Source organism: Bifidobacterium sp. LH_417, from assembly GCF_056357035.1.
This window is the reverse complement of record NZ_JBKEVI010000024.1, coordinates 1-16,789: the sequence shown is the minus strand read 5'-3', so window position 1 is coordinate 16,789 and position 16,789 is coordinate 1. Positions and strand designations below refer to the sequence as shown.

Here is a 16,789-nt window from a genome sequence, read left to right as displayed (position 1 = left end):
TGGTCTGCACACCAGTTTAGGGAGACGCACGCGGCGACACCCGTAACGGATATCGGAATCGCCTCCGGACGTGTCGGCTCCGGACACGCGTGTGCGACCTACAATCGGGCGTATGAGCGAACGCAACGACACCGACCATACAGACCACGCGACCGACATCACCGCCTCCGCAGTCGTCGGGCACGTCGAGGCCGATCCCGACCTCGTCGCCATCCGGCATTATCTGCACGCGCATCCGGAACGCAGCTTCAAGGAGTACGACACCAGCATCTACCTTGCCGACCAGCTGAAGGCGCACGGCGTGGAGGTGCTCGACAACCCGCTCGCCACCGGTGTCGTCGGACTCATCCGCGGCGAAGGCGGTCCCGGCCCGCGCGTCGCCCTGCGCGCCGACATCGACGGCCTGCCCATCGTCGAGGACACGGGACTGCCGTTCACCTCCGTCAACGAGGGCGTCATGCACGGCTGTGGGCACGACCTGCACATGACCGGACTGCTCGGTGCCGCGTTCTGGCTCGCCGACCACCGCGACCGTTTCGCCGGCAGTGTGAAGATTCTCTTCCAGCCGAGCGAGGAGACCGGCCAGGGCGCGTTCGCGATGCTCGACGCGGGGCTGCTTGACGACGTGGATGCGATCATCGGCACGCACAACAACCCGAACTACGCGCCCGGCGAGGTCGCGGTCGGCGTCGATCCGATGATGGCCGGCTGCGTGCGTTTCCAGGTGACGCTCCACGCGGAAGGCACGCACGCCGGATATCCGCACAAGGGCACCGGCCCGATCGAGGCGCTCGCGTCGATGGTGCTCGAACTGCAGACCATCGTCAGCCGCAACGTCAACGCGCTGCATCCGCTCGTCCTGTCCATCACCGAGGTGCATGGCGGGCACGTGTGGAACGTCGTACCCGCCGAAGCCGGCTTCCAGGGCACCGTGCGCTACTTCCACAAGGAGGACAGCCTGCTCGCCGAACGCCGGTTCCGCGCGGTGGTGGAACACACGGCCGAGGCGTTCGGCATCACGGCGGACGTCTCATGGGACGACTTCCAGGATCCGGTCGTCTCCGACGCGCCGCTCGCGCGCGCCGTCGCCGCCGACGTGCGCGGCTACGCGGCCCTGGAGCCGATCCGGCCGTCCATGGCGGGGGAGGACTTCTGCGAGTTCGCGCGCACGACGCGATCCGTGTTCGCGTTCATCGGATCGAACGGCGGCGACGGGTGCGCCGACTGGCATAGTCCGCGTTTCGTCGGCCTCGACGCGTCGATCCCCACGTTCGTCGACTTCTACGTGAACGCCGCGCTGCGCGTGCTCGCCGAACTCGGCGCCTCCGGTTCCGGCGACGGCCGAGGTGCCGCGCGTTGACGGGATAGGATAGGGAGACATGACACAGATTCGCTTCGCACTCGCCCAGATCGACACCTGCGTCGGCGCGCTCGACGCCAACGCCGCCAAGGTGCTCGACTACAGCCGCCGCGCCGCCGCGGATGGCGCCCAGGTCGTCGTCTTCCCGGAGATGACGCTCACCGGATACCCGATCGAGGATCTCGCCCTGCGCCGCACCTTCCGCCAGGCCGCATGGGACAAGGCCAACGAGCTCGCCGCCTCGCTGAGGAAGGAGGGGCTGCGCGACCTGTACGTGGTGGTCGGCACCGTCGGCACCGACCATGAGACCTCCAAGCCGTACAACCGTCTCGTCGTCCTGCACGACGGCGTCGTATGGTCCGGCTACGACAAGCACTTCCTGCCGAACTACGGCGTGTTCGACGAGTTCCGCATCTTCAAGGCCGGCGAACGCTCCGTCGTGCTCGACGTGGATGGCGCCCGCCTCGGCGTCGCCATCTGCGAGGACATCTGGCAGGATGGCGGTCCCGTCGCCGAACTCGCGGGACGCGACATCGACGCGCTCGTCACGATCAACGGCTCCCCGTACGAGGAAGGCAAGACCGACGTTCGTCTCGAACTGGCGAAACGTCGCGCCGCCGAGGTCGAGGCCCCGCTCATCTACGTGAACCAGGTCGGCGGCCAAGACGACCTCGTCTTCGACGGCGGCAGCTTCGTCGTCGACGCCGACGGCACGTTGCTCGAACGTTCTCCCATGTTCATGGAGGATCTCGCCTACTGGACGCTCGACACGGACAGGATGCATCAAGAGAAGGCCGCGATCACACCGAGGCTCGACCCGGACGAGGAGGTGTACACCGCCTGCGTGCTCGGACTCAAGGACTACATGGCCAAGAACGGCTTCAAGGGCGTCACGCTCGGTCTGTCCGGCGGCATCGATTCCGCACTCGTCGCCGCCATGGCGGCCGACGCGGTCGGCGGCGCCAACGTACACGGCATCTCCATGCCCTCCATGTACTCCTCCGACGGCTCCAAGGACGACGCGGCCGATCTGGCCGCGAACATCGGCGCCCACTACGACGTGCAGCCCATCGAACCGCTGTTCACCGCGTTCCAAGGCCAGCTCGACCTCGACGGCGTGGCCGCCGAAAACCTGCAGGCGCGCATCCGCGGCGTCATCGTCATGGCCTACTCGAACTCGAAGGGGCTGCTCGCCGTCGCCACCGGCAACAAGTCCGAGCTCGCCTGCGGCTACTCCACGATCTACGGCGACGCGGTCGGCGGCTACGCGCCGATCAAAGACCTGCTCAAGACACGTGTGTGGGAGCTCTCCCGCTGGCGCAACAAGGCGGCCGCGGCGGGCGTCGGCATCGGCGGCCTCAAGATCGTCGGCAATGAGGCGGGTGATACGGGCGTGTCGTTGAAGGATGGCGTGATGATCCCGGTCGCCTCCATCGAGAAGGCGCCATCCGCCGAGCTGCGCCCCGGACAGAAGGACTCCGATTCGCTGCCCGAGTACGAACTGCTCGATCAGGTGCTCGCCGCGTACATCGAGCACGCGCACGGCCGTGCCGACCTGCTCGCCGACGGCTTCGACGAGAAAACGGTGGATACGGTGATGCGGCTCGTCGACCGCGCCGAATGGAAGCGCCGCCAGTACCCGCTGGGGCCGAAGGTCACCGCGCTCGCATTCGGGCGTGACCGCCGCCTGCCGATCACCAACGCGTTCCGCGAGTAGTCCGGTGTCCGTGGCTCCCTCGTCGCGGGGGAGCCACGCGGTTTTCGGGGACGTGCTCGCCTAGTCGAGCCTGGTCGAGTCTGGTCGAGCAGCATGGCGCCTCATCGCATTGCGCATCATGGTATGAAGGGAGTTCATCATGGCGAAGGACACACGGTGGTATTTCAACATGGTCACGGGAGAGCCCGAACAGGGGCCGAAGTCTCCGATCGAGCAGCGCATGGGACCGTACAAGTCCCGTGAGGACGCGCTCGACGCGTGGAGGATCTTCCAGGACCGTGAGACCCTCTGGAAGGAGCAGGACCGCCAATGGAACCTCGACTGGGACCGGCCTCATAAGGCATAGCGGCGCGGCGCATGGCGGCGCGTAGCGGCCATGCGGGGGCGGCAAGGCCCCGGGGCCGCCGCCAATCGCGGCAATTCGTGGGAACCGGCGCAAAACGGGCGTGTGAACGATAACGGAATGTGAGATATGTCACGCCCGTTTTGCGCCTTTTCCCATTTTCGGGCGGTTACACTGGGAGACAACGACGACGAAGGTGCGTCGGATCAAGAACAACACCAAGGAGTGGATATGACAGCTGTTGAATCTGCTGCACTGACCGCGGAAGAGCTCGACGCGAAGGCGTGGGACGGCTTTGAGGGCGGCAACTGGCAGAAGGACATCGACGTTCGCGACTTCATCCAGAAGAACTACACCCCGTACACCGGCGACGAGAGCTTCCTCGCCCCCGCCACCGAGAAGACCAAGCACCTGTGGAAGTACCTCGACGACAACTACCTGGCCGTCGAGCGTAAGCAGCGCGTCTACGACGTGGACACCCACACCCCGGCGGGCATCGACGCCTTCCCGGCCGGCTACATCGATTCCCCCGAGGTCGACAACGTGGTCGTCGGCCTGCAGACCGACGTTCCCTGCAAGCGTGCGATGATGCCGAACGGCGGCTGGCGCATGGTCGAGCAGGCCATCAAGGAAGCCGGCAAGGAGCCGGATCCGGAGATCAAGAAGATCTTCACCAAGTACCGCAAGACCCACAACGACGGCGTCTTCGGCGTGTACACCAAGCAGATCAAGGTCGCCCGTCACAACAAGATCCTCACCGGTCTGCCGGATGCCTACGGCCGTGGCCGCATCATTGGCGACTACCGCCGCGTCGCCCTGTACGGCGTGAACAAGCTGATCGCCTTCAAGAAGCGCGACAAGGACTCCGTGCCGTACCGCAACGACTTCACCGAGCCGGAGATCGAGCACTGGATCCGCTTCCGCGAAGAGCACGACGAGCAGATCAAGGCCCTCAAGCAGCTCATCAACCTCGGCAACGAGTACGGCCTCGACCTGACCCGTCCGGCGCAGACCGCGCAGGAGGCCGTGCAGTGGACCTACATGGGCTACCTCGCCTCCATCAAGTCCCAGGACGGCGCCGCCATGTCCTTCGGCCGCAACTCCGCGTTCCTCGACTGCTACATCGAGCGTGACCTGCAGGCCGGCAAGATCACCGAGACCGACGCCCAGGAGCTCATCGACAACATCGTCATGAAGCTGCGCATCGTGCGCTTCCTGCGCACCAAGGACTACGACGCCATCTTCTCCGGCGATCCGTACTGGGCGACCTGGTCCGACGCCGGCTTCGGCGACGACGGCCGTCCGCTGGTCACCAAGACCTCGTTCCGTCTGCTCAACACCCTGACCCTCGAGCACCTCGGACCCGGCCCGGAGCCGAACATCACCATCTTCTGGGATCCGAAGCTGCCGGAAGGCTACAAGCGCTTCTGCGCCAAGATCTCCATCGACACCTCGGCCATCCAGTACGAGTCCGACAAGGAGATTCGCGGCCACTGGGGCGACGACGCGGCCATCGCGTGCTGCGTCTCCCCGATGCGCGTCGGCAAGCAGATGCAGTTCTTCGCCGCCCGCGTGAACTCCGCCAAGGCCCTGCTCTACGCCATCAACGGCGGTCGTGACGAGATGACCGGCATGCAGGTCATCGACAAGGGCGTGATCGAGCCGATCACCCCGGAGGCCGACGGCACCCTCGATTACGAGAAGGTCAAGAACAACTACGAGAAGGCCCTCGAATGGCTGTCCGAGACCTACGTGATGGCGCTGAACATCATCCACTACATGCACGATAAGTACGCGTACGAGTCCATCGAGATGGCCCTGCACGACAAGGAGGTGTACCGCACCCTCGGCTGCGGCATGTCCGGTCTGTCCATCGCCGCCGACTCCCTCGCCGCGATTAAGTACGCCAAGGTGTACCCGATCACCAACGCCGAGGCCAAGACCCTCGAAGGCCACGAGTACGAGTACGTCGAGGGTGCCGACGACGATTTGGTCGTGGGCTACCGCACCGAGGGCGAGTTCCCGGTCTACGGCAACGACGACGATCGCGCCGACGACATCGCCAAGTGGGTCGTCTCCACGGTCATGGGCCAGGTCAAGCGTCTGCCGGTCTACCGCGGCGCCGTCCCGACCCAGTCCATCCTGACGATCACCTCCAACGTCGAGTACGGCAAGAACACCGGTTCCTTCCCGTCCGGCCACAAGAAGGGCACCCCGTACGCCCCGGGTGCGAACCCGGAGAACGGCATGGACTCCCACGGCATGCTGCCGTCCATGTTCTCCGTCGGCAAGATCGACTACAACGACGCTCTTGACGGCATCTCGCTGACCAACACCATCACCCCCGATGGCCTCGGTCGCGACGAGGACGAGCGCATCGGCAACCTGGTCGGCATCCTCGACGCCGGCAACGGCCACGGTCTCTACCACGCGAACATCAACGTCCTGCGCAAGGAGACCATGGAGGATGCCGTCGAGCACCCGGAGAAGTACCCGCACCTGACCGTGCGCGTCTCCGGCTACGCGGTGAACTTCGTCAAGCTCACCAAGGAGCAGCAGCTCGACGTCATCTCCCGTACCTTCCACCAGGGCGCCGTCGTCGACTGATTCCCGTCGGAGACCAGCGGCCGCGTGAAGCGGTAGAACGATGAAGGGGTGGGATTCGTCCCACCCCTTCCTTATGCAATCACCATCACCACAACGTTTTTCCGTGCATCATTCGGAACAGGAGGACGACGATGCCCGAAACCCAGTTCCGCACCACCACGCGCCATATGCTGCGCGAATCCAAGACCTACGCCAAGCAGACCCTCATGGGAGGCCTGTCCGGCTTCGAATCACCGATCGGACTCGACCGCCGCGACCGCATCGCCGCGCTCAAGTCCGGCGACATCGGCTTCGTCCACTCATGGGACATCAACACGTCCGTCGACGGGCCGGGCACGCGCATGACCGTGTTCATGTCCGGATGCCCGCTGCGCTGCCAGTACTGCCAGAACCCCGACACGTGGAAGATGCGCGACGGCAAGCCCGTCACGCTTGAGGCGATGATCAAGAAGGTCGACCGCTACAAGGACCTGTTCAAGGCCACGCACGGGGGCATCACGTTCTCCGGTGGCGAGTCGATGATGCAGCCCGCCTTCGTCTCCCGTGTCTTCCACGCCGCCAAGGAGATGGGCGTGCACACCTGCCTCGACACGTCCGGCTTCCTCAACACGAACTACACGGACGAGATGCTCGACGACATCGACCTGTGCCTGCTCGACGTCAAATCCGGCGATGAGGAGACCTACCACAAGGTGACCGGAGGTGTACTCCAGCCCACCATCGACTTCGGCCAGCGGCTCGCGAAAGCCGGCAAGAAGATCTGGGTGCGGTTCGTGCTCGTGCCGGGGCTCACCGACTCCGAGGAGAACGTCGAGAACGTGGCGCGCATCTGCGAAAGTTTCGACGGTGCCGTCGAGCACATCGACGTGCTCAGTTTCCACCAGCTCGGCCGTCCGAAGTGGCATGAGCTGCGCATCCCGTACCCGTTGGAGGACCAGAAGGGCCCGAGCGCCGCGCTGCGCGAGCGCGTCGTCAAGCAGTTCGAGGCGCACGGCTTCACCGTGTACTGATTCCTCCCCAAATCCCCGCGTGCCGATGCCGCGAAAGCTCGCGTGCGCACCTACGCTGGAGATATGGCCGACATCTACGCATTTCCCGCGGGCGTGAAATCGCGCACCGGGCGTGACGCCGGTCCGGGACTGCCGGGCCGGCCGGCCGGCGTGCCCGATGACGTGTGGCAGGCGGTTGAATCGGTCCGCGGCATGACGCGCATCGGGGGCGTACGCTACCGCGAGATTCCCGTCCCCTCGACGCTCGCCGACTACGGCATCGGCGTCGAACTCGAGGCGGGATCGCGCGCCGATGCCGGCGGATTCCCCTTCGACGGAGTCGCACCGGCCGGCGTCGCCACCGGATGGATCATGATTCTCTACAGTGCGACGCCGCGCGAGGATTGGGGGTCGCGCTGGCGCTGCGTCGCGTTCGCGCGGCTGCCGCTCGACAACGGCGAGGACGACGCACTCGCCCCGGATCTGTACTGGGATCTCATGTGCGGGCATCTCGACGGCATCGAACCCGACAGTGTGGGCGGCACCGTCACCGTCACGCGCAACACGGCGTTCGGCGCTCTCGGAGGCGATGGTTCCGTCGGATGCGAGATTCGTGTCTCCTTCACTCCCGCGACGTTCGACGGCATGCCGTATGATGCCGGTGCGAGCGTGTCCGCATGGGCGCGCTTCCTTGAATCAACCATGCTCGTCGACTGGGAAACGGACGTTGACTGAACCGAAAGCGGAACCAAGACTGCAAACCAAGCCGCGTGGGGGAGTGCCGCCCCTCACCGACACGCCGGAAGGCTACCATCGTGCCTGCGAGGCGCTGGCGGGAGCGTTCGGTCCACTCGCCGCCGACGCGGAACGCGCATCGGGATTCCGATACGGGCATGAGGATTGGCTCATTCAGTTCAAGCGCGGGGACTCGGGCATCATCCTGCTTGACCCGGTCGCGCTCACCGGCGCCGGCGTCGACTGGAACCGGTTCAACGACGCGGTCGGCGACGCGGTATGGATCATCCATGACGCGATGATGGACCTGCCCGGCTTCGCCGACATCGGACTGACGCCACGTGGGCTCTTTGACACGGAGATCGCCGCGAGACTCCTCGGTCTGCATCGTTTCGGCCTCGCCTCCGTCACCGAGCAGTATCTCGGCATCACGCTCGCCAAGGAGCATTCCGCCGCCGACTGGTCGTACCGTCCGCTGCCATACGACTGGCGTAACTACGCGGCCCTCGATGTCGAACTCCTTATCGAACTCGAAGCACTCATGCGCGCCGACCTCAAGCACGCCGGCAAGGAGGAGTGGGCTCAGGAGGAGTTCGCACACATCCTCGAGGAGGGCACGTCCGGCCAGCCGCGCCACGAGCATCCCGTGCCGTGGCTGCGCATCTCGCACATCACCGAGATCAACCGCGACCCGCGAGCCCTCGCCGTCGCGCGCGCCCTGTGGACGAAACGCGACGAGCTCGCCCGACGCTACGACATCGCGCCCACGCTGCTGCTCGCCGATTCGTCGATCATCGAGGCGGCGAAACGCAAGCCGCACAACGCGCGCGAATTCCGCGCCGTGCGCTGCCTCAACGAACGCGTGCGCATGCATACGGGTGGCGAACAGGACAAGATGTTCGAGCGATACGCGCCGATCCAGCGCGCGGTGAAACCCTCCGTCTGGAAGGCCGCCATCCAGGAGGCGCTCGACCTGCGTGCCGACGAACTGCCGGTCATGCCGTCCGGTCACGGCGACGCGCGCGGCATCAGGGACGATGGCGAGGAGACGAACGCGCCGCGCGGCATGCGCATGTGGGAGCGCCGTCCGGAGCGTCTCGCACGGCTCAAGCGCGTGCGCAAGGTCATCAACCAGATCGCCGAGGACACGCGCACGCCCGCCGACGTGATCATCCGGCCGCAGATCATCCGCAACCTGTGCTGGACCGACGATCCGGCCTCGCGCGACGTGGCCGCCTTCCTCACGGCGCAGGGGGCGCGCGACTGGCAGGTGAAACTGATCACAGCGTCCGTGTCGCGCGTTATAATGTGACGGTTGCCTTCGGGCAGATATAGGAAAAACAACTTTTCAGGAGCGTTTAGCGTGAAGATCAGCGTTCGTAACCTCGAACCCACCAAGGTGAAGCTCACCATCACCGTCGAACCGGAGGAGTTCGACCCGTACCTCGATGCCGCTCGCAAGGACATCGCCAAGCAGGTGAACGTGCCGGGCTTCCGCAAGGGCCACGTTCCGGGCAAGATCATCGACCAGCGTTTCGGCTTCGGCGCCGTCGCCGGTGAGGCCGTCAACGATGGCGTGCCGGAGCTCTACTCCAAGGCCCTCGAGGAGAAGAAGATCCACCCGATGGCCCAGCCGGAGTTCGATGTCGTCGAGGTCCCGCAGTCCGCCAAGGACGAGACCAAGCTCAAGTTCACCGCCACCGTCGAGCGTCGCCCGGAGATCGAGCTGCCGGAAATCGACGGCATGGAGATCGCCATCGCTGCCCCGGAGGTCAAGGACGAGGACGTCGACAAGCGTCTTGAAGCCCTGCGCCAGCGCTTCGGCACCCTGGTCGGCGTGGATCGCCCGGCCGCCAAGGGCGACTTCGCCAACATCGACCTGTCCGCCGAGATCGACGGCGAGACCGTTGACTCCCAGGAGGGCGTGAGCTACGAGCTCGGCTCCAACACCATGCTCGACGGCCTTGACGAGGCGCTCGACGGTCTGTCCGCCGGCGAGGAGACCACCTTCGAAGGCACGCTGGAAGCCGGCGAGCACGAGGGCGAGAAGGCCACCGTCAAGGTCAAGGTCAACTCCGTGAAGGCCGAGGAACTGCCGGAGCTGGACGACGACTTCGCCCAGGAAGCCTCCGAGTTCGACACGCTCGAGGAGCTCAAGGCCGACATCCGCAAGGCCGCCGGCGAGGATGCCAAGGGCCGTCAGGCCACTGAGGCCCGCGACGCGTTCCTCGCGAAGCTGGCCGAGGGCCTCGAGATCCCGGTGCCGAAGGGCGTCAAGGCCGCCGCGGTCGAGGAGCACCTCAAGGGCCTCACCCCGGACCCGGAGAAGGCCACCGACGAGCAGAAGCAGCAGGCCGAGGAAGGCGCCGAGAAGGAGATCAAGGATCAGATCCTGCTCGACACCCTCGCCGAGAAGATGAACGTCGAGGTCTCCCAGGCCGACGTGTTCAACTTCCTCGCCTCCATCGCCCAGCAGTACGGCATGGACCCGAACGCCTTCATCCAGGCGATCATCAAGAACGGCCAGCTCGGCTCCGCCGTGCAGGAAGTCGGCCGTTCCAAGGGTCTGCTCGCCGGCATGCGCGCCGTCAAGTTCACCGCGAACGGCGAGGAGGTCGACCTCTCCGCGTTCCTCGGTGACGCCGCCGAAGAGGAGGAGGCCGAGTCCGTCGAGGCCGCTTCCGCCGCCGCCGCGGTCGCCGACGAGCTGTCCGCCAAGGACGGCGAGTGAGTCGGTTCGCGCGCTAGCGTGATGTGACATATGGAGGCTTGGAATCCTTACGGGTTCCAAGCCTCCATCGCGTTGAACCGCCGATTCCCTCCGCGCCTTTCTTCGAGGCGGGGCGGGATAGGCGGATTCCGGACCGGATGGGAGACCGGGGAAAGAGGGGACACGGCAATGAATGAACGTACCCGCATCAACCGCATACTATGGCTCGCCGCGGCGACGCTCGTCCTGGGGTCGCTGATCGGCGCGGGTGCCGGGCTGCTCACGCTGCTGCTGTACGGCGTCGAACACGTGATGCTCGGCTATGTGGAGAGCGGAACCGTGCCCGGCCCGTTCCACGTGCCGGCCCTGCGCCGTGCGATTTCCGTGACTGTGGGACTGTCGATCGCCGCGCTGGTCTGGTGGCTGCTGCGCACGAAGACCACGAAGGTGCCGTCCGTCAAGAAGGCGGTCGCGGGGGAGCGGATGCCTTGGTGGCAGACCATCGTGCACGTCGTGCTCCAGATCTTCATCGTCGGTTCCGGCGCGTCCATCGGGCGTGAGGTCGCGCCGCGCGAGCTCGGCGCGATGCTCGCCCAACGATTCTGCGACCTGTTCCGTATCGGTGGCGAGGGAGGCGATGCGGCGGGGCTCGCCGACCGGCGCATGATCGTCGCCGTGGCCGCCGGCGCGGGCCTCGGCGGCGTCTACGACGCACCGCTCGCCGGCATGTTCTTCGCCGTCGAGATTCTGCTCGCCGACGTGACGATCGAGAAGGTCGGATTCGCGTTGGGCATGTCCGCCACGGCCGCCTATGTCGCCTCGCTCGTCAAAGGGCGTCACACGTTCTACGCCGTGGCGGGCATGACCGCCGACTACACGCCGAGCCTCATGCTGTTCGCCCTCCTGTGCGGGGCCGCGTGCGGTGCGGCGGGCGCCTGCTTCCGCAAGGGCTCCTCATGGGCGACCGCGTATCAGCCGTCCGGCAGGATGCTGCTGTGGCAGATGCCGCTCGCGGGTCTCGCCACCGGTCTCGTCGCCGTGTTCGCGCCGCAGGTGATGGGTAACGGACGTGCCGCCGCGCAGCTCGGCTTCGACGGACTCGCCTCCGGCTCCCCGCGGATCTGGCCGCTCGTTGGACTGCTGGCGGCCACGTTCCTCGTGAAGGCCGCGACGACGCTCGTCACCATCCGCTCCGGTGCGTCCGGCGGCGTGCTCCAGCCCGGCATCGCGCTCGGAGCCACGCTGGGCGCGACGCTCGGCCTCCTCTGGTCGTTCGCGTTCCCCGCGGACCCGGTCGGCGTATGCGCGCTCATCGGCGCGGCCGCGCTCCTGTCCGCCTCGCAGCAGGCGCCGCTCATGGCCATGAGCCTCGTCATGGAGCTCGCCGAAGCGCCAATCGCCCTCTTCGTGCCCGTCGGCCTCGCGGTCGCCACGTCCGCGTTCGTCTCGCGGTGGGTATTGTCGAAGAGGTAGGTGCCGGTAGAGTTGGGAAGTATTCGTTTGCGATGGGACGGATGAAAGGGATGAGATGATCACCGGAGCCGTGAAGAACAAGGTGGACGACATCTGGCAACGCATGTGGGAGGGCGGCATCACCAATCCGCTCGAGGTGATCAGCCAGCTCACCTACCTCATGTTCATGAAGTCGCTGGACGACAGGCAGCTCGAAGCCGAGCAGATGGCGCAACTGACCGGCATGCCGCTCGCCGACCCGGTGTTCCCGGATACGCCCGAAGGCCAGCGGCTGCGCTGGCACAACTTCAAGAACGAACCGGCCGAGCGGATGTTCGCCATCGTCGGCCAGCAGGTGTTCCCGTTCCTCAAGACCCTGCACGAGGGCAACGCGTTCGCCGACAGCATGGAGGACGCCTCGTTCGGATTCAACAAGCCGAAGACGCTGGAACGCGCGGTGGCCGGCATCGACGATCTGCTCACCAACGTCGTCAAGGACCAGGACGATCTGGGCGACCTGTACGAATACATGCTGAGCAAGCTCAACACGGCCGGCGCGAATGGCCAGTTCCGCACGCCGAAGCATATCCGCGACATGATGGTCGGCCTGCTCGACCCGAAACCCGGCCAGCTGATCGCCGATCCGGCGTGCGGCACGGCCGGATTCCTGATCTCCGCCGCCGAATGGATTCGCAAGGTCCACGGCGAGACGATGAGCGCCGACGACTGGAACCTGTTCGAAGGCGCGCAGTTCACCGGATTCGATACCGACCAGACGATGGTGCGCATCTCCGCGATGAACCTGCTGCTGCACGGCGTGGAGAATCCGGACATCCGCAACCAGGACAGCCTGTCGCGCGTGAACACGATTCGCGACCGTTTCGACGTGATCCTCGCCAACCCGCCGTTCACCGGCTCGCTCGACGTGGAGGACATCGACGATTCCCTCAAGGCCATCGTGAACACGAAACAGACCGAACTGCTGTTCGTGGCGTTGTTCCTGCGCATGCTGAAGCTCGGCGGCCGCTGCGCGTGCATCGTGCCCAACGGCGTGCTGTTCAGAAGCAACGCGAAGGCCTACCGCGAGCTGCGCCGCGAACTTGTGGAGCACCAGCGGCTCGAAGCGATCATCTACATGCCGTCCGGCGTGTTCAAGCCGTATTCGGGAGTGAGCACCGCGGTGCTCGTGTTCACCAGAACCGACGCGCCCCACAGCACCGACAAGGTATGGCTGTACAACATGGAGCACGACGGCTTCACGCTCGACGACAAACGCAATGAGGACCCGAACCACAACGACATCCCCGACATCCTCGCCCGTTGGAAGAACCTGGAAGCCGAGGGCGCCCGCGAGCGCACCGAGCGGAGCTTCTTCGTGACCCGCGACGACATCACCGCACAGGATTACGATTTCAGCTTCAACAAGTACGTCAAGGTCGAATACGAGCGCAAGGAATACCCGCCGACCAGCCAACTCATGGCCGAACTGCGCGATCTCAACGCGAAGTTCGCCGCCGGCTTGGGCGAGCTCGACGCCATGCTCGCCCAAGGACGGTGAGTGATGGGGGAACGCGTTCTTCTGAAGGATGTCCTGACGATTGTCAATGGTAAAAATCAGCGTGCCGTTGAAAATCCGTCAGGGGAATATCCGATTTATGGCAGTGGCGGTGTGATGGGCCATGCCGACCAATATATCTGTGACGCTGATACCGTAGTTATTGGCCGTAAGGGTAATATCAATACTCCGATTTACGTGACAGAGCCATTTTGGAATGTCGATACGGCATTTGGATTGGCTGCCGATAAGTCAAAGCTATTGCCGAAGTATCTGTATCATTTCTGTCGCTTCTTTGACTTTGAGCAGTTGAATTCAACGGTAACGATTCCCAGCCTGACGAAAAAGAACCTCGAAAAAGTGGAGATTCCGTTGCCGGCTGTGGAAGAGCAGGATCATATTGTTCAATTACTTGATGGTGTTGAATCGCAGAGTGCTTTGGCTAGGCAGATGATCGCAACAGCCGACGAACTCATCCAATCCCGCTTCGTCGAAATGTTCGGTGATCCGGTGGAGAATCCAAATCATTGGGGTTTGCGAGAGATTAAGAGTCTTTACACGGTGACTTCGGCGAAGCGTATATATGCTCAGGACCTCGAAAAGGAAGGTATCCCGTTTTTAAAGCTTGGTGATTTGACGAATCGAATTACCTCAGGTTTGTTGACTTGTTCGTCATTCGTTAATGAGAATGCATTTAAATCATTAGTGGATAATCATCAGGTTCCAACTGCTGGCGATGTGCTGGTCACTGCTCGCGGCACAATGGGATTGTGCTATGAAGTGAGAGATGGAGATCGATTCTATTTCCAGGATGGAATGATTACATGGCTTAAAAAGATAGAAGCGAGTCCTAATTCGGTGTTCTTTACACATCTGTTTGCTTTGCCGTCATTTCATGATCGTCTAATTGGTGGCACGTCGGGGACGACTATTTCATATTTATCCATTAAAACTTTAGGGAGTGTTTCTGTAATCATCCCGCCCATCTCGTTGCAGAACGAGTTCGCCGCGTTCGTCGCCAAGGTCGAGTCCCTCAAGGCCGACGCCCAACAGCAGCTCGACCGTCTCGACACCCTCTACGCCAGCCTCGCCCAACGCTACTTCGCCCAATAACCGTTAGGTGGTGGCGGGCGGTACTCCCGTCCTCCACCACCTAACGTGCTGATTCACAACTCAATGAGGGTTCGTTCCACGGTTACGGAACTTGGATCGTCGCTCCAGTCAGATTGTACCTGTGCGACGGAGCGGAGTGACGATCGGTAATCGCTTTTCCGTACGATGGTAATCATTTCATCGAAATGCCATCCTCTCAGAAACGCGGTTTCTCCGGCATCGGTGTCCAGAATCACGGCCATGGATAATTGGATGTCATACTGTTTCTCAGGCATTGAGACGTGGTCGTTGACGATGGATACGGTATTGACCTTCCCTAACAGCGGATACTTCATTGGTCGTGTCCCAGTGATGAACTGGCGGAATTCCTCGTTCGGCTCAAGTCTACGGCAAATGAACCGCGAGATATCCTCGACTTCGCCGAAGTATTCCGTCGGCTCCTCCTCGTTGATAAGCTCCACCTTTTGCGATTCCGTGGTGATGAGCAGGTTTCCATAGGTCTCCTGCGTCCGGTCCAACCGTTCGCATTCCAAGGACACCAATCGCTGTCCCACCAACGATTTGAGAATCTGTCGCATATCCTCCGTGAATGTGATGTCTACCATAATGTTGTCTCCATGACGAAATGAATTTTCTGCTGCTGGACGTTGTGGCTGCCGCTTGAAAGCCGTATTTCAACAGCCGGACTTCCTTTGGAACTGGTGATCTGGCGATAAGTGACCAGTGTTCCGTCCCCAAGCTGTTTCATGCGAATTTCCTGTCCCTTGCTGTTGTATGCGGTTCTCTCTGAACCGCCCTTGCCGAGAACTTGATAACAATGCTCCGCTGTGGTCAAGGGGTCCGTGCTGCTGATGATGCGGACGCCCTTCCCATTGCCTTTTTGCCCGAAATACCCTCCAGTGGTCAGACGGAATTCTCGAGCAAGGTCACGAGCGTTGTCATCGATGTTGGAGGTCTCATCAAGATCATCATCGTTGGCGCCGCTGGTATTGTGATATCCTCCGTAGTATCCGCTTCCCATTAGAGATCACTTCCCGCTCGGTGAGCCTGCTCGCATTCGCTCGGAAACCTGATGACACGGATACCTTGCTCTTCATAGATGGAGAAGATATCATCCGGGGCTTTGCCGTATACGTTGATGCTGGCCGGTGAAAGTCGCTTGATTACGTAGGAAAGTCCTTCTTTGAGAAGTTTTCGGTTAGTTGGATTCTTGATGCATCCGAGTGTTCCTATCGCAATGTTGGAGCAACGTGGCACGCCCAGGCATGCGGTTTCCCAAGTCCGGTGGTCGGCCCATCGAATATTGGGAAGCACTGGTATACCCTGCATCTGCCAATAGTGCGCGATGGTCTTGCTTCGGAAGTTGTTCCACTGCTGTTGAATCAGCGGCATGTCCCGGAACATGGAGTAGTCAGGCGCGATCGTTCCCCGGAACCGTCGTAGTACGGTGAGGGCTTTCTCTGGGTGGTCCCATGTGTCTGCGTCGAACTTGACATCGTCTTCATAGAAACAGACCCACTGATCGGTGTCTTTGGAATATTTCGCTTTGGAATAGGGGATTAGTTTGTTTGGAGCTTTTGATGAGGCTTCTGCTGTTTTCGTGGGTTAGGTTCTTGGTTGGGGTAGGTGTATGTCGAGTCCTCCGCATCGGAGCATGATCAGGGCGATGAGGTTGTTCACGTGGTGGAAGCCGTAGGCCATGCGGATGGTGACTTTGATCCTGTTGTTGAAGGCCTCGAGCCTTGCGTTCGAATAGCCCAACTCGATCGTTCTGAGGATGTCGGGCCGGCGTCGCCGGATCTTCCGGGCGAGTTCGACGATCTCGGGGATGCGGCTGTGGGACGCCCAGAACACCCAGTGGTTCAGTTCGGCCCTGGCCTGGTCGAGCGGGTGCTTGAGCAGTGTCCGGAGGAGTTCCTTGAGCTGCCATGAGCGATAGAGCTGCCCCTTGGGGTCGGTGTTCCTGACCGCGTCGAGCGTCTCTGACTGTCTGTCGGTCAGCCGGTCGGGGTTCTTCAGGACCGCGTATTTGACGCCGCGCATGCGCCTGGCCGTTTCCTCGTCGTGTTCGTGGCGCGCCTGGTTCCATAGGCGCTTCCTGACTTTGTCGAGCGCGTCGGTCATCCAGGAGACGATGTGGAACCCGTCGAGCACGCGCTCGGCGTTCGGGCACCACTCGCGCACGCATGAGTCGATCCACCGGGCCCC

General features: G+C 63.1%; 14 protein-coding genes and 1 pseudogene. 11 read left to right on the top strand and 4 right to left on the bottom strand.

Annotation, left to right across the window (positions count from 1 at the left end):
- Positions 1–112: 112 nt before the first annotated feature.
- The 11 genes from AC1AYR_RS10805 (at position 113) to AC1AYR_RS10755 (ending at position 14,581) form a co-directional block, all read left to right on the top strand.
- Positions 113–1,360, top strand: coding sequence for a M20 metallopeptidase family protein (locus AC1AYR_RS10805; RefSeq protein ID WP_476510849.1), 1,248 nt, complete (start codon positions 113–115; stop codon positions 1,358–1,360).
- Between the two features lie 19 nt (positions 1,361–1,379).
- A complete protein-coding gene (locus AC1AYR_RS10800) occupies positions 1,380–3,077 on the top strand; it encodes an NAD+ synthase (protein WP_034529999.1) in 1,698 nt (565 codons plus the stop codon).
- A 139-nt stretch (positions 3,078–3,216) separates the two neighbouring features.
- On the top strand, positions 3,217–3,423 hold the full coding sequence (locus AC1AYR_RS10795; RefSeq protein ID WP_034529998.1) for a hypothetical protein: 207 nt from the start codon (positions 3,217–3,219) through the stop codon (positions 3,421–3,423).
- Between the two features lie 228 nt (positions 3,424–3,651).
- Positions 3,652–6,027 (top strand): formate C-acetyltransferase, encoded by a 2,376-nt coding sequence (pflB, locus tag AC1AYR_RS10790; RefSeq protein WP_476510848.1) that lies wholly within the window; start codon positions 3,652–3,654, stop codon positions 6,025–6,027.
- A gap of 131 nt (positions 6,028–6,158) precedes the next feature.
- Positions 6,159–7,037: a pyruvate formate-lyase-activating protein gene (pflA, locus tag AC1AYR_RS10785; protein WP_034529996.1), complete on the top strand. Its 879-nt coding sequence runs from the start codon at positions 6,159–6,161 to the stop codon at positions 7,035–7,037.
- Positions 7,038–7,100: 63 nt separating this feature from the next.
- Positions 7,101–7,751 (top strand): DUF3000 family protein, encoded by a 651-nt coding sequence (locus tag AC1AYR_RS10780; RefSeq protein WP_034529995.1) that lies wholly within the window; start codon positions 7,101–7,103, stop codon positions 7,749–7,751.
- Positions 7,752–7,794: 43 nt separating this feature from the next.
- Positions 7,795–9,063, top strand: coding sequence for an HRDC domain-containing protein (locus tag AC1AYR_RS10775; protein WP_420796414.1), 1,269 nt, complete (start codon positions 7,795–7,797; stop codon positions 9,061–9,063).
- A gap of 51 nt (positions 9,064–9,114) precedes the next feature.
- Positions 9,115–10,482 carry a trigger factor gene (tig, locus tag AC1AYR_RS10770; protein ID WP_034529993.1) on the top strand — a complete coding sequence of 456 codons (1,368 nt, stop codon included), beginning with the start codon at positions 9,115–9,117 and terminating at the stop codon, positions 10,480–10,482.
- A 168-nt stretch (positions 10,483–10,650) separates the two neighbouring features.
- The gene (locus AC1AYR_RS10765; RefSeq protein ID WP_034529992.1) at positions 10,651–11,934 is read left to right on the top strand and encodes a chloride channel protein; all 1,284 of its coding nucleotides are present in this window, start codon (positions 10,651–10,653) and stop codon (positions 11,932–11,934) included.
- A gap of 55 nt (positions 11,935–11,989) precedes the next feature.
- Positions 11,990–13,471, top strand: coding sequence for a type I restriction-modification system subunit M (locus AC1AYR_RS10760; RefSeq protein WP_034529991.1), 1,482 nt, complete (start codon positions 11,990–11,992; stop codon positions 13,469–13,471).
- Between the two features lie 3 nt (positions 13,472–13,474).
- Positions 13,475–14,581, top strand: a complete 1,107-nt coding sequence (locus AC1AYR_RS10755; protein WP_084686253.1) for a restriction endonuclease subunit S — start codon at positions 13,475–13,477, stop codon at positions 14,579–14,581.
- Between the two features lie 53 nt (positions 14,582–14,634).
- Here AC1AYR_RS10755 and AC1AYR_RS10750 read toward each other — a convergent pair whose 3' ends face one another.
- The 4 genes and pseudogenes from AC1AYR_RS10750 to AC1AYR_RS10735 all read right to left on the bottom strand — a co-directional run.
- Positions 14,635–15,186, bottom strand: coding sequence for a hypothetical protein (locus AC1AYR_RS10750; protein WP_034529990.1), 552 nt, complete (start codon positions 15,184–15,186; stop codon positions 14,635–14,637).
- Positions 15,180–15,602, bottom strand: a complete 423-nt coding sequence (locus AC1AYR_RS10745) for a hypothetical protein (protein ID WP_476510847.1) — start codon at positions 15,600–15,602, stop codon at positions 15,180–15,182. The genes AC1AYR_RS10750 and AC1AYR_RS10745 overlap by 7 nt, the downstream gene beginning before the upstream one ends.
- Positions 15,602–16,153: pseudogene (locus AC1AYR_RS10740) on the bottom strand (DUF4417 domain-containing protein); the annotation flags it as partial. The pseudogene AC1AYR_RS10740 and the gene AC1AYR_RS10745, both read right to left, overlap by 1 nt.
- 33 nt (positions 16,154–16,186) lie before the next feature.
- On the bottom strand, positions 16,187–16,789 hold a 603-nt coding region (locus AC1AYR_RS10735), incomplete at its 5' end, for an ISL3 family transposase (RefSeq protein WP_476510846.1).